This is a genomic window from Aquabacterium sp. (assembly GCF_044226965.1).
Taxonomy (GTDB): domain Bacteria; phylum Pseudomonadota; class Gammaproteobacteria; order Burkholderiales; family Burkholderiaceae_C; genus Pseudaquabacterium.
On the sequence record NZ_JBGAGA010000056.1, the window covers coordinates 1 to 13398 of the forward strand.

10 protein-coding genes are annotated in these 13398 nt (G+C 71.2%); 7 read left to right on the forward strand and 3 right to left on the reverse strand.

The features are described from left to right. From ACILR4_RS20995 to ACILR4_RS21025, 7 genes are all read left to right on the forward strand, one after another. Positions 1 to 933 (forward strand): MFS transporter (locus ACILR4_RS20995; protein WP_395702827.1); only part of this gene is annotated, 933 nt, incomplete at its 5' end. Positions 934 to 988: 55 nt separating this feature from the next. Next, entirely contained in the window at positions 989 to 2347 is a 1359-nt protein-coding gene (locus ACILR4_RS21000) for a TldD/PmbA family protein (RefSeq protein ID WP_395702828.1), read from the forward strand. Next, positions 2347 to 3630 carry a metallopeptidase TldD-related protein gene (locus tag ACILR4_RS21005; RefSeq protein ID WP_395702829.1) on the forward strand — a complete coding sequence of 428 codons (1284 nt, stop codon included), beginning with the start codon at positions 2347 to 2349 and terminating at the stop codon, positions 3628 to 3630. The genes ACILR4_RS21000 and ACILR4_RS21005 overlap by 1 nt, the downstream gene beginning before the upstream one ends. Positions 3631 to 3772: 142 nt before the next feature. Further along, positions 3773 to 4525, forward strand: coding sequence for a head GIN domain-containing protein (locus tag ACILR4_RS21010; RefSeq protein WP_395702830.1), 753 nt, complete (start codon positions 3773 to 3775; stop codon positions 4523 to 4525). 198 nt (positions 4526 to 4723) lie between these two features. Then, positions 4724 to 5926 (forward strand): ammonium transporter, encoded by a 1203-nt coding sequence (locus ACILR4_RS21015; protein WP_395702831.1) that lies wholly within the window; start codon positions 4724 to 4726, stop codon positions 5924 to 5926. 88 nt (positions 5927 to 6014) lie between these two features. Then, on the forward strand, positions 6015 to 7637 hold the full coding sequence (locus ACILR4_RS21020) for a class I adenylate-forming enzyme family protein (protein WP_395702832.1): 1623 nt from the start codon (positions 6015 to 6017) through the stop codon (positions 7635 to 7637). Further along, a complete protein-coding gene (locus tag ACILR4_RS21025; protein WP_395702833.1) occupies positions 7638 to 8342 on the forward strand; it encodes a riboflavin synthase subunit alpha in 705 nt (234 codons plus the stop codon). 36 nt (positions 8343 to 8378) lie between these two features. Here the strand turns inward: ACILR4_RS21025 and ACILR4_RS21030 are convergent, their stop codons facing one another. Genes ACILR4_RS21030 through ACILR4_RS21040 form a run of 3 tightly spaced genes read right to left on the reverse strand, consistent with a single transcriptional unit; the run spans position 8379 to position 13361 of the window. After that, entirely contained in the window at positions 8379 to 9551 is a 1173-nt protein-coding gene (locus ACILR4_RS21030; RefSeq protein WP_395702834.1) for an NAD(P)/FAD-dependent oxidoreductase, read from the reverse strand. A 2-nt stretch (positions 9552 to 9553) separates the two neighbouring features. Continuing rightward, positions 9554 to 12268, reverse strand: coding sequence for an aconitate hydratase AcnA (acnA, locus tag ACILR4_RS21035; RefSeq protein WP_395702835.1), 2715 nt, complete (start codon positions 12266 to 12268; stop codon positions 9554 to 9556). Between the two features lie 52 nt (positions 12269 to 12320). Continuing rightward, on the reverse strand, positions 12321 to 13361 hold the full coding sequence (locus ACILR4_RS21040) for a hypothetical protein (protein ID WP_395702836.1): 1041 nt from the start codon (positions 13359 to 13361) through the stop codon (positions 12321 to 12323). Positions 13362 to 13398: the final 37 nt, after the last annotated feature.

The window sequence follows — 13398 nt, forward strand, 5'->3', positions numbered from 1 at the left end:
CTGCGCTATGCGCGCCACTCGCCCACCATCCTGGCGCAGCTGGTGCGCACGGCGGCCTACAGCGCGGCCGGCTCGGCGCTGTGGGCGCTGCTGCCGGTCATCGGCCAGCAGCGCCTGGGCCTGGGCGCCGAGGGCTTCGGCCTGCTGATGGGCTGCCTGGGCACCGGCGCGGTGGCGGTGGGCCTGGTGATCGGCCCGCTGCGCCACCGGGTCGGCCTGGAGCCGCTGGTCAATGCCAGCGGCGTGCTGTTCGCCGCGGTGATGCTGACGGCCGCGTTCTCGCGCTGGCCGCTGCCGGTGTACGGCGCGCTGGTGGTCGGCGGCGCCTGCTGGATGGCGGTGATGTCGACCTTCAACACCGCCACGCAGACCAGCGCGCCGCCGTGGGTGCGCTCGCGCGCCACCGCGCTGCATGTGCTGAGCGCGCTGGGCTCCTTCGCGCTCGGCTCGGCCTTCTGGGGCGCGGTGGCCGGCATCGGCGGGCTGCAGACGGCGTTGCTGCTGGCCGCGGCGCTGATGCTGGCCGGCCTGTCGCTGGCGAAGTGGTTCCCGCTGCGCATGGGCGAGGCGCACGACGTGACCCAGGTGGCGCCGTTCGAGGACCTGCTGGTGCCCGACCCGCCCGACCCCGAGGCCGGCCCGGTGGCGGTGGAGCTGGGCTACCGCATCCGGCCGGAGGACACCGCCGCCTTCCTCGATGCCGTCTCGCAGCTGCGCGCGCCACGCCAGCGCGACGGCGCGACCTTCTGGCGCATCTACCGCGACCTGGGCGACCCTTCGCGCTATGTCGAGCGCTTCATCGTCACCTCCTGGGCCGACTACCTGCACCAGCGCGCCCGCGCGACGCTGGCCGACCAGGCGCTGGAGGAGCAGGTGCGCGGCTTCGTCGTCGACGGCCAGGTCACCATGCAGCACTACATCGCCGAGCGCTGAACGGCGCGGCTTCTGCCTATCATCGGAGCCTTCCCAGGACGGGCCAGGAGCCGCGATGGACATGCCTCTGAACAGCGGGACGACACCCTACGTCGAGACCCGCCGCCACGAGCTGCGCAAAATGCGGCTGGTGATGATCGATGGCCAGCTGGCCGTCAACACCCGCAGCAGCGAAGGCGGCGTCAGTGCCCGCGTCTACGAAGGCGGCTACTGGGGCCTGGCCGCCGCGCCCGATGGCGACCCGGCCGAGCTGCAGCGCCAGGCCCGGCGCCATGCGCAGGCGATGGCCCGCTTCGGTGCCCGCCCGTCACTGGCACTGCCCGGCGGCAGCTACCGTGGCGAGCATGTGGTGCGTGGCAAGCCGCCGCTCACGGCGCAGGAATGCTCCGAGCGGCTGTCCGCGCTGCACGCCTACTGCCGGCAGCAGTTTCCCGACCTGAAGTCCACCCGCTTCGTGCTGCAGGAGGAGCAGCACGCCAAGTGGCTGAGCAGCAGCGCCGGGGCCGAGTCGCTGGCCAGCATCCACCGCGCGTCCTGCTACATCACGCTGATCGCCGACGACGCGCAGGGCGCGCCGGTCGAGATGTTCGCGCCGCTGTCCACCAAGGGCAGCCTGGCCGAGCTGGACCTCAGCCCCGAGGGCCTGGCGCCCAGGCTGCACGAGATGCACGGCCACCTGCAGGCCAAGCGCCATGCGGTGCCGGCCGTCGGCGGCCTGCACACGGTGGTGATCGCCCCGGCGCTGGCCGGCATGCTGGCGCACGAGGCGATGGGCCACCCCTGCGAGGCCGACATCGTGCTGGGCGGCGCGATAACAGGCGATCTGCGCGGCCAGCGGGTGGCCAGCGAGCTGGTGTCGATGGTCGACTTCGCGCACAGCTTCCAGGGCCAGGAGACGATGATTCCCGTGTATGCCGACGACGAAGGCACGCCGGCGCGCGACGCGGTGCTGATCGACCGCGGTCGCCTGACCGAGTTCATGAACAGCCGTGAGACGGCCGCGCGCCTGGGGCTGGCGCCCACCGGCAGCGCGCGGGCCTACGCACCGTCCGACGAGCCGCTGGTGCGCATGCGCAATACCGCCATCCTGCCTGGCACCAGCAAGCTGGCCGACATGATCGCCGGTGTCGAGCAGGGCTACCTGCTGATGACCACCAGCAACGGCCAGGCCGATTCCACCACCGAGTTCATGTTCGGCGTCTCGCTGGGCTACGAGATCCGCAACGGCCAGCTCGGCCGCGCGATCCGCGACACCACGGTGTCGGGCTCGGCGATCAAGGTGCTGCAGAGCGTCGATGCGGTGTCCGACGACATGGTCTGGAACTGCTCGGGCTACTGCGGCAAGAAGCAGCCGATGGTCGTCTCGATGGGCGGGCCGGCGCTGCGCGCCCGCGCACACCTGGGAGGCGAGTGATGGCGGACGCACTGCAAGCCGTGGCCGCGCAGGCGCTGGACCTGATGCGGGCGCAGGGCTTCGACGCCGCGCGCGCCGATGCCAGCCAGACCGAGACCACCGAGCTGAACGTGGCGCACAACGAGCCCAGCCTGCTGCGCAGCCTGCGCACGCACAAGCTGGTGCTGACCGGCCTGGTCGACCAGCGCCTGGCCAGCACCGAGCTGAGCGACTGGTCGCCCGAGGCGCTGAAGGACACGGTCGCCGCGCTGCACACCACGGCGCTGGCGGCGCCGCAGGACGAGGCGCAGGCCATCACTGCCGGGCAGCAGCTGCGCATCACGCAAGGCCCGCTGCAGGCCGACGAGGCGGTGCTGGCCGACAAGGTGGCCGAGCTGCTGGCGTTCCGCCAGCGCGAGACCCCGACGATGATGGTCGAGGAGGGCATGGCCGCGCACAGCCGGCTGCGCCAGCACACGCTCAGTTCAGGCGGCAGCAACCTGGCCTGCGACATCGGCTGGTACGGCCTGGCGGTGTTCGGCTCGGCACGCGAAGGTCAGCGCACCAGCTCGTTCAATTTCGCCGAGGGTCGTGCGCACGACCTGCGGGGCGCGCCGGCGCAGGCCTGGTTCGGCATCGAGTCGCTGCTGCGCGACACACCGCGCCAGCTGGATGCCGCGCCGATCGGCGAAAAGTTCGTCGGCGACGTGGTGCTGTCGCCGCGCGCGGTGGGCAGCCTGCTGGGCTGGCTGCAGGAACAGATCGGCGACCTGCAGCTCATCGCCGGCACCTCGCTGTACCGGCAGCACGTGGGCGAGGTGGTCGCCTCGCCGCTGCTGAGCTTGCGCAGCCGCTTCGACGCCCCGAGCGTGGCCGCGGTCTCGGCCGATGGCTTTGCCGCCGCGCCGGTGCAGGTGCTGCAGCAGGGCCGCCTGCTGTGCCTGACGCCCAGCCTCTACGCCAGCCGCAAGACCGGCCTGCCGCAGGTGCCGGTGGCCGCCGGCGGCTGGGAAATCGAAGCCGGCGCCACGCCGCTGGCCGAGCTGCTGGCGGGTGTGCCACGCGGCGCGCTGGTCGACCGGCTGTCGATGGGCAACCCGGCCAGCAATGGCGATTTCTCCGGCGTCATCAAGAACAGCTTCCGCATCGACGGCGGCCAGGTCGGCCAGGCGCTGCGCGAGGTGATGATCACGGGCAACGTGGCGCAGATGCTGCGCGCGGTGAATGCCGTCAGCCGCGAGCGGGTGGACACCGGCAGCACCTGCCTGCCCTGGCTGCGGGTGCCCGGGCTGCACTTCTCGTGAGCTGCTGACCGGCAAGCCGTCGGCAGCCCGGACGGCCTGTGCCGTGCGGGCTGCCATTCATCGCAGCGGGCGTGGCGCCGCCTGCGGGTTTTGCGATGCTGTGCAGCTTCCCTTCCCGCGGCCCCCAGCGGCCGGTGTGACGATGCCTGCTTCTCTCCTGAAATCGCGCCGAGCCATTGCGCTGGCACCGCTGGCCCTGGCGGCAGGCCCCGGCCATGCGGCCAGCTGGTTCGGCTTCGGCGCAGAGCGCGGCTCGGGCCGCGTCGTGATCGACAAGCGCAGCCTGCCGCCGTTCTCGGCACTGACGCTGGGCGGCGCTTTTGCGCTGACGCTGCGGCAGGGCGCGCCGCAGCAGCTGGAGGTCGAGCTCGACGACAACCTGCAGCCGCTGCTCGAAGCCGAGGTGATCGACACCACGCTGCAGCTGCGCGAGCAGCGTGCGCTCAAGCCGACCATCCTGCGCCTGGTGCTGACGGCCCCGCGCCTGGACAACATCCACCTGTCCGGCGCCGCGGCGCTGAAGTGCGAGGCCTGGGCCGCCGAGCGCCTGAGCCTGCACCTGGGCGGCGCCGCGGCCGCGAAGTGGCGCGGGCTCGACCTGCAGCGGCTCTTCGCCGACCTGGGCGGCAGCGCGATGCTCAGCGCCGAGGGCCAGGCCGGGCTGTTGCAGGCCGCGCTGGGCGGCTCGTCCGGCCTGCAGGCCGCGGCGCTGCAGGCGCGCGAGGCGACGCTGCAGATCGGTGGCTCGGCCCAGGCCACCGTGTGGGCGCAGCAGCTGCTGCGCGCCAGCGTGGGCGGGGCGGGCGGCCTGCGCTACCACGGCCAGCCGCGCACCGAGCTGGCCAGCTCCGGCGCCGGCACGATCAAGGCGCTGGGCGAGCCGCCGGCGCGCTGACGGCAGCCCGCGCAAGAACTCCAATTCGGTGCGTCATGCACGATTGGAAGGCGGTCTCCGGCTGTCGATGAGCCAATTCAGTGCAGGCCATGTGCACCGATACCGGCACATGACTTGCTTGAAATGGTGCATCAATGGCCTGCTCTGGTGCGACAACGCCCCGACAAGGCGCCGATTTCACCCGAGGAGACCGACTTCATGGACCAGCTCAAGCAGGGCAGCGATGCCTTGTTCATCCTGCTCGGCGCCGTCATGGTGCTGGCGATGCATGCGGGCTTCGCCTTTCTCGAGCTGGGCACCGTGCGCAAGAAGAACCAGGTCAATGCGCTGGTGAAGATCCTGGTCGACTTCGCGGTGTCGACCATCGCCTACTTCTTTGTCGGCTACACGGTGGCCTACGGCGTCAGCTTCTTCAGCGGCGCCGAGACCCTGGCCGCGCGCAACGGCTACGAGCTGGTGAAGTTCTTCTTCCTGCTCACCTTTGCGGCGGCGATTCCCGCCATCGTCTCGGGCGGCATCGCCGAGCGCGCGCGCTTCGGCCCGCAGCTCATCGCCACCGCGGTGCTGGTGGGCCTGGTGTACCCGCTGTTCGAAGGCGTGGCCTGGAACCAGAAGTTCGGCGTGCAGGCCTGGATCAAGTCCGCCACCGGCGCCGAGTTCCACGACTTCGCCGGCAGCGTGGTGGTGCATGCGGTGGGCGGCTGGATCGGCCTGGCCGCGGTGCTGCTGCTGGGCGCGCGCGGCGGCCGCTACCGCAAGGACGGGGCGATCAGTGCGCACCCGCCGTCGAGCATCCCGTTCCTCGCGCTGGGCGCGTGGATCCTGGCCGTGGGCTGGTTCGGCTTCAACGTGATGAGCGCGCAGACCATCGACAAGATCTCCGGCCTGGTGGCGGTGAACTCGCTGATGGCGATGGTGGGCGGCACGCTGGTGGCGGTGCTGCTGGGCCGCAACGACCCCGGCTTTGCGTACAACGGCCCGCTGGCCGGCCTGGTGGCGGTGTGTGCCGGCTCGGACGTGATGCACCCGGCCGGCGCGCTGGTGACCGGCGGCGTGGCCGGCGCGATCTTCGTCGTGATGTTCACGCTGACGCAGAACCGCTGGAAGATCGACGACGTGCTCGGCGTGTGGCCGCTGCACGGCCTGTGCGGCGCCTGGGGCGGCCTGGCCTGCGGCGTGTTCGGGCTGCCGGCGCTGGGCGGGCTGGGCGGCGTGAGCTTCGGCGCGCAGGCCATCGGCACGCTGCTGGGCGTGGCCTGGGCCCTGGCCGGTGGGCTGGTGGTCTATGGCCTTCTGAAGCAGCTGCTCGGCCTGCGGCTGAGCGCCGAAGAAGAGTACGAGGGGGCCGACCTGTCGATCCACAAGATCGGCGCCACGCCCGAGCGCGAGGTCAGCTGGTAGTGCCCCGCGGGGCGGCGGTCCTCCGGGCCGCCGCCGTCGCTCACAATGCGTTCGCGCTCCGCCCTTGCGGAGCCGGAGGAGGTGCGCGATGAACCTGGCCCTCTTGCTCGCCCGTACCGCGCGCTGGGGCGGTGCGCGCCCGGCGGTGTTGCTGGGCGACGAACTGCTGCTGGACTATGCCGGCCTGGCCCGCCGCGCCGCGACGCTGGCGCGCGCGATCCCGCAGCGCCATGGCCTGCGGCCCGGCGACCGCGTGGGCTTCTTCATGAGCAACCACCCGGCGGTGCTGGAACTGCTGTTCGGATGCTGGTGGGCCGGTCTGGTGGTGGTGCCGATCAACCCCAAGCTGCACCCGCGCGAGGCGCAGTTCATCCTGGCCCACAGCGGCGCGCTGCTGGCCTTCGCCACCGACGATGTCGGCGCGGCACTGGTGGCCGATGCACCGCCGCTGCCGGGTCTGCGTGAGCTGGTGTTCGTCGACAGCCCGGCCTACGCCGCGCTGCTGCAGGCCGAGCCGGTGCCGGAGCCGGTGCCGCGCGGCCCGGACGACCTGGCGTGGCTGTTCTACACCTCGGGCACCACCGGCCGGCCCAAGGGCGTGATGATCACGCACCGCAACCTGCTGACGATGACGCTGTGCTACTTCAGCGACGTCGACGCCGCGCAGCCCGAGGACGCCACGCTGTATGCCGCGCCGATGTCGCACGGCGCCGGCCTCTACGCGCTGCCGCACGTGAAGGTGGGCGCGCGGCACATCGTGCCGCCTTCGCGCGGCTTCGACCCGGCCGAGATCCTGGCGCTGGCCAAGCGGCAGGGCCCGCTGCACCTGTTCGCGGCGCCGACGATGGTGCGGCGGCTGGTCGACGAAGCCGCCGCGCGCGGCGAAACGGGCGAGGGCATCAAGACCATCGTCTACGGCGGCGGGCCGATGTACGTCGAGGACATCCAGCGTGCGCTCAAGGTGATGGGCCCGCGCTTCGTGCAGATCTACGGCCAGGGCGAGAGCCCGATGACGATCACCGCGCTGTCGCGCCGCGACCTGATGGACGCTGAACATCCGCGTTACCTCGCGCGCATCGGCTCGGTGGGCCTGGCGCAGACGGCGGTGCAGCTGCGCGTGGCCGATGCCGAGGGCCGGCCCCTGCCACCCGCCGCGCCGGGCGCGGACGGCCCGCCCGGCGAGATCCTGGTGCGTGGCGATTCGGTGATGGCCGGCTACTGGCACGATGCCGAAGCCACCGCGAAGACGCTGCGCGACGGCTGGCTTTTCACCGGCGACATCGGCAGCCTGGACGCCGACGGCTTCCTGACGCTGCGCGACCGCTCGAAGGACCTGATCATCAGCGGCGGCGCGAACATCTACCCGCGCGAGGTCGAAGAGGCCTTGCTGCGCCACCCGGCGGTGGCCGAGGTGTCGGTGGTCGGCCGCCCGCACCCCGAATGGGGCGAGGAGGTGGTGGCCTTCGTCGTCGCGCAGCCGGGCATGACGGTGGACGCGGCCTCGCTGGACGCGCTGTGCCAGGCCAACATCGCGCGCTTCAAGCGGCCGCGGCACTACCGCTGGCTGAACGCGCTGCCGAAGAACCACTACGGCAAGGTGCTGAAGACCGCGCTGCGCGAGCAGCTGGCGGCGGAGGCAACGGCCCCGCCGGCGCAGGGTGATGGTGGCGCTGCTAAGCTCGCCCGCTCCTCCGACGACCCGAGTTCCTGAATGTTCACCGGCATCGTGCAAGGCGTGGCCAGCGTGGCCCGCATCACCGACCGACCCGGCCTGCGCAGCTTCGAGCTGGCCTTTCCGGCCGGCTTCGACGAAGGCCTGGAGATCGGCGCCAGCGTGGCCTGCGACGGCGTGTGCCTGACCGTCACCGCGCGGCCCGCACCCGACCGCGCCAGCTTCGACGTGATGCAGCAGAGCCTCTCGCTCACCACGCTGGGCACGCTGGCCGAGGGCAGCCGCCTCAACGTCGAGCGCGCGGCCAAGGACGGTGCCGAGATCGGCGGCCATCCGATCTCGGGCCATGTCGACTGCCAGGCGCGGCTGCTCGCCATCCGCAAGCCCGAGAACAACCATGTGCTGCGCATCGGCGTGCCCGCGTCACACATGCGTTATGTCTTCGCCAAGGGCTACATCGCCGTCAACGGCGCGAGCCTGACGGTGGCCGAGGCCGACCGCCGCGCCGGCTGGTTCGAGGTATGGCTGATTCCCGAGACGCTGCGCATGACCACCTTCGGCGACAAGGCCGAGGGCGACGCGTTGAACATCGAGATCGAGCGCGGCACGCAGGTGGTGGTGGACACCGTGCGCGACGCGCTGGAAGAGCGCCTGGGCCCGCTGCTGCCGGCGCTGGAAGCGCTGCTGGCCGAGCGTGGCCAGTCGGTGGCCGACCTGGGGGCGCCGCTGCCCTTGCCGCGCTGAGCGGCGCGTCCTCGGGCGGGCGGCCTGGGCGCCGCGTCAGATCACCGCCTGCTCCAGGAAGGGCCGGTTCTCCAGCACCCGCTGCCAGCCGAAGCAGCCCAGGTCCAGCGACTGGTAGCGGCCGTGCAGCAGCCATTCGGCCACGCCGCGGCCGGCGGCCGGCGCATGCTGCAGGCCATGGCCCGAGAAGCCGTTGGCGAACACCAGGTTCTCGACCGCGGAATGCGGCCCGATGATGGCGTTGTGGTCGAGCGTGCTCACCTCGTAGTAGCCGGCCCACGCATGGCGCATGCGCAGCGCCTCGAAGGCCGGCACGCGGTGGGCCAGCGCCGGCCACAGCCGTTCGTCGAATTGCGCCAGGTCGGGCTGGTCCAGCGGCAGGTCGTCGGGATCCCCATCGCCGGCGCCGGGCGACCAGCCGCCGATGAAGTGCGGGCCTTCGCTGCGGAACCAGACGCCGGTGGTGTCGATCACCAGCGGCGTGCGCGGCAGCGGCGTCGGGCAGCTGAAGTTGAACACCGTGCGGCGGCGTGCGCGCACCGGCAACTCGATGCCGGCCAGCGCCGCCACCCCGCGCGCCCAGGGGCCGGCGGCATTGACGAAGGCATCGGCCTCGAGGCGGCGGCCGTCGTCCAGCCGTGCGGCGCTCACGCGCGGGCCGTTGAGATCGAAGCCGATCACACGCGCCTTTTGCGGTTTAGCACCCAGCGCCACCGCCTTGCGCGCCAGCGCGCGGGCGAAGGCGTAGCCGTCGAACCAGCCCTCGCCGTCCAGCCCGAGGCTGGCCAGCGCGAGGTCCTCGACGTTCAGCCACGCGAAGCGCCGCGACAGTTCGTCCGGCGCCAGCAGCGCCACCGGCGCGTCCAGCGCGCGCTGCACCGCATGGTTGGCGCGCAGCACCGGCACGCCGGCCGCGCTGGCCAGGAACAGGTAGCCCGAGGGCACGTAGCCCAGGTCCACCGGCTCGCCGTCGACGCCCAACTCCGCCGTCGCGTCGGCCAGCATCGACTGGCCGAACTGCGACATGCGCACGTTGATGGCGTTCGAGAACTGCTGCCGGATCGAGCCGGCCGACAGCGCCGACGAGGCCTGCGCCAGACCGGGGTCGGGCTCGACCAGCAGCACCTCGACGCCGGCGCCACCCAGGCGCTTCAGGAACAGCGCGGTGGCCGAGCCGACCGCGCCGCCACCGACGATCGCCACCCGCATCGTCAGGCCGCCAGCAACTGGCGCAGCACGAAGGGCAGGATGCCGCCGTGCTGGTAGTAGTCGACCTCGATCGGCGTGTCGATGCGCAGGATCACCGGCACGCTCTGCGTGCTGCCGTCCGGGCGGTGCACCACCAGCTGCACCTCGCGCTGCGGCGCCAGCGGGCCTTCGATCAGCACGTCCAGCGTCTCGCGGCCGGTGAGGCCCAGGCTCTGCCAGCTGTCCTGCGGCTTGAACTGCAGCGGCAGCACGCCCATGCCCACCAGGTTGCTGCGGTGGATGCGCTCGAAGCTTCTGGCTACCACGGCCTTGATGCCCAGCAGTTGCGTGCCCTTGGCGGCCCAGTCGCGGCTGGAGCCGGTGCCGTATTCCTCGCCGGCCAGCACGATGGTGGGCACGCCTTCGGCGATGTAGCGCATCGCCGCGTCATAGATGGCCATGCGTTCGCCCGAGGGCTGGTGCACGGTGAGGCCGCCTTCCTCGTCGAGCATCTGGTTGCGGATGCGCACGTTGGCGAAGGTGCCGCGCATCATCACCTCGTGGTTGCCGCGGCGTGCGCCGTAGCTGTTGAAGTCTTCCTTCATCACGCCCTGGGCCTGCAGGTACAGCCCGGCGGGCGACGTGGCCTTGATCGAGCCGGCCGGCGAGATGTGGTCGGTGGTGATCGAGTCGCCGAACAGCGCCATCACCCGCGCGCCGCGCACGCTGGCGTTGGCATCGGCCGGCGGCTGCAGCGTGAAGCCGCTGAAGAACGGCGGCTGCGCGATGTAGGTGGATTTCGGCCAGCTGTAGACCTGGCCCGAGACGCCCTGGATCCTGTCCCACAGCTTGCCGGGCTGCTGCTTCACTTGCGCGTAATTCGCGCGATAGGCCTTCGGGTCCAGCGCATGCTTCATCAGCGCGTGGATCTCGTCGCTCGACGGCCAGATGTCGCCCAGGAACACCGGCCGGCCCTTGGTGTCGTGGCCCACCGGCTCGGTCATCAGGTCGCGTAGCACGGTGCCGGCGATCGCATAGGCCACCACCAGCGGCGGGCTGGCCAGGAAGTTGGCCTTCAGGTTCGGGTGGATGCGAGCCTCGAAGTTGCGGTTGCCCGACAGCACCGCGGCGCACACCAGGTCGTTCTGCGTGATCGCGGCGTTGATCTCCGGCGCCAGGTCGCCGGCATTGCCGATGCAGGTGGTGCAGCCATAGGCGGCGAGGCTGAAGCCCAGCCTGGCCAGCGGCTTCAGCAGCCCGGCCTTCTCGAGGTACTCGGTGACGATGCGCGAGCCCGGCGCCAGCGAGGTCTTGATGTGCGGCGCCACCTTCAGCCCGCGCGCCACTGCCTTCTGCGCCAGCAGCCCCGCGGCCAGCAGCACGCCCGGGTTGCTGGTGTTGGTGCAGGAGGTGATGGCCGCGATCAGCACGTCGCCGTTCTTCAGCGTCACGCCGGGGCCGGCGGCCACCGGCTGTGCCAGCTTGTCGGCCGGCTGCGCGAAGCCGGCCTCGGCCACCGGCGCGGTGAACAGGGTCTCGAAGCGCTGCGCCACCTGACCGATCTCGATGCGGTCCTGCGGCCGCTTCGGCCCGGCCAGCGAGGGCGCGACGGTGGACAGGTCGAGTTGCACCACCTGCGAGTAGTCGATGCTGCCCGCCTGCGGAATGCCCCACAGGCCCTGCGCGCGGAAGTAGGCCTCGAAGGTTTCCAGCTCGGCCGGCGTGCGGCCGGTGCCCTTCAGGTAGGCCAGCGTCTTGCCATCGACCGGGAAGAAGCCCATCGTCGCGCCGTACTCGGGCGCCATGTTGGCGATGGTCGCGCGGTCGGGCAGCGAGAGCGATTCGGTGCCGGCGCCGAAGAACTCGACGAACTTGCCCACCACCTTGGCCTTGCGCAGGATCTCGGTGACGGTGAGCACCAGGTCGGTGGCGGTGACGCCTTCGCGCAGCGCGCCGCTCAGCTCGAACCCCACCACATCGGGCGTCAGGAAGTACACCGGCTGGCCCAGCATCGCGGCCTCGGCCTCGATGCCGCCGACACCCCAGCCGACCACGCCGATGCCGTTGATCATCGTCGTGTGGCTGTCGGTGCCCACCAGCGTGTCGGGGTAGACCACCGCGTGCTTGCCCGCGGTCTTGTGCACGCCGCGCGCCAGGTACTCGAGGTTCACCTGGTGCACGATGCCGAAACCCGGCGGCACCACGCCGAAGGTGTCGAAGGCCTGCATGCCCCACTTCATGAACTCGTAGCGCTCGCGGTTGCGCTGGAACTCGAGCTTCATGTTCAGGTCGAGGGCCTTCGGCGTGCCGTAGTGGTCGATCATCACCGAGTGGTCGACCACCAGGTCCACCGGCACCAGCGGCTCGATGGCCTTGGCCGGGCGGCCCAGTGCCGCGGCCACGTTGCGCATCGCGGCCAGGTCGGCCAGCAGCGGCACGCCGGTGAAGTCCTGCAGCACCACGCGTGCGACGACGAAGGGGATCTCGTCCTTGCGCTCGGCCTGCGGTTGCCAGGCGGCCAGCTGGCGCACATGCTCGGCCATCACGCGCTGGCCGTCGCAGTTGCGCAGCACGCTCTCCAGCACGATGCGGATCGACACCGGCAGCCGGTCCAGCGGCTGTTTCAGCGCCCTGGCCAGCGCAGGCAGCGAGTAGAAGCCGCTCTCGCGGCCCGAGGCGGTGCGGAAGGTCTTCAACGTGCCCGCGAACGGGTGGGCAGGGGTACGGGCTGCGGCCATGGTGGTGTCCTCCGGTGGGTGCCGGAGGATTCTGGCAGTGGCCGCCGACCCTTCAAAGCGGATTGGTGTTCAGCAGCGCCACGCGTGCGGCCAGGGTCTGTGCCACGCCGGCCTTCACCGTCACGCTCTTGACCAGCACGCCCTTGCCGGCCACGAACCAGTTGGTGGTGGTGTTGCCGCTGGCGCTGTCGATGTGCTCGTAGCGGCAGGTGTCGTAGTCGCCCGCCTCGACGCTGACGCGCTCGTGGCCGATGTAGGTGACCGTCTCGGTCAGGCTCGAGCCGTAGGTGGCCGTGGTCGTCGGGATGTTCGGCGTCGAGTAGGTGGTGACGCGGGTGGTGGCGGTGGCCTGCGTGCTGGTGAGCGACTGGCCCTGCGGCAGCGCGTAGATGCGGTCCACCCACAGCGGCGAGTACAGCGTGGTGTAGTTGGTGGTGGCGATGTAGTCGTTGGTCGTCACCATGGTCGACGCCGTGGTGCCGTAGTGGGTGATCTCGCCATCGGCCGTCTTGCGGGTGTAGCGCTTCTCGCCATCGTCCACCGCCACCGGCAGGCCGTTCTCGAAAATGGTGCCCTTGCGACGGTAGACGCTCTCGTTGTAGCTCTGGCCCTGGAAGGTGGCCAGGCCGTTGAAGGCGGTCTCGATCGTCAGCGATCCGGTCGTGGGGCCGCTGAGGTCATAGGTCACCGAGACCACGTTGCCCGAGCTGGTGAGCATGTTCAGGTCGAAGCAGCCGTTGCTCGGGCCGGAGGGGCCAGGCCCGGGCTCGGTCGGGGTGATGTACTGCGTGAGCTGGCCCACGTACAGCGGCTGGTTGCCGAAGCTGCCGCCCATCACGTAGACGCCGTTCAGCACGTAGTTCGGGTCGGCCGTGACCACCACGCCGAGCAGCACCTTGCTGGAGTAGGCGCGGTAGCGGAACGGGCCGGAGCTGAGCGTGGGCTGGTGCTCGGGGAAGTAGCTCTTGAAGGCGGTCTCGCCATAGTTCATCAGCTGTTCGGCGGCCACGGCGGGCGCGACCGTGTCGGCACGTGCGGTCGGCACGGCCATGCAGGCCAGCAGCAGTGCGGCGGTGAGGGGGCGTTTCGACATGTGGTTCTCCTTGGCAAGGTGTCAGCGCGGTCTCCAG

Bases quoted from the DNA above. Each gene is read 5' to 3' on its own strand.
- ACILR4_RS21020 (WP_395702832.1), top strand. From the start codon at position 6,015: ATGAACCTGGCCCTCTTGCTCGCCCGTACCGCGCGCTGGGGCGGTGCG.
- ACILR4_RS21030 (WP_395702834.1), bottom strand. From the start codon at position 9,551: ATGCGGGTGGCGATCGTCGGTGGCGGCGCGGTCGGCTCGGCCACCGCG.
- ACILR4_RS21000 (WP_395702828.1), top strand. From the start codon at position 989: ATGGACATGCCTCTGAACAGCGGGACGACACCCTACGTCGAGACCCGC.
- ACILR4_RS21015 (WP_395702831.1), top strand. From the start codon at position 4,724: ATGGACCAGCTCAAGCAGGGCAGCGATGCCTTGTTCATCCTGCTCGGC.
- acnA (WP_395702835.1), bottom strand. From the start codon at position 12,268: ATGGCCGCAGCCCGTACCCCTGCCCACCCGTTCGCGGGCACGTTGAAG.
- ACILR4_RS21010 (WP_395702830.1), top strand. From the start codon at position 3,773: ATGCCTGCTTCTCTCCTGAAATCGCGCCGAGCCATTGCGCTGGCACCG.
- ACILR4_RS21040 (WP_395702836.1), bottom strand. From the start codon at position 13,361: ATGTCGAAACGCCCCCTCACCGCCGCACTGCTGCTGGCCTGCATGGCC.
- ACILR4_RS21005 (WP_395702829.1), top strand. From the start codon at position 2,347: ATGGCGGACGCACTGCAAGCCGTGGCCGCGCAGGCGCTGGACCTGATG.
- ACILR4_RS21025 (WP_395702833.1), top strand. From the start codon at position 7,638: ATGTTCACCGGCATCGTGCAAGGCGTGGCCAGCGTGGCCCGCATCACC.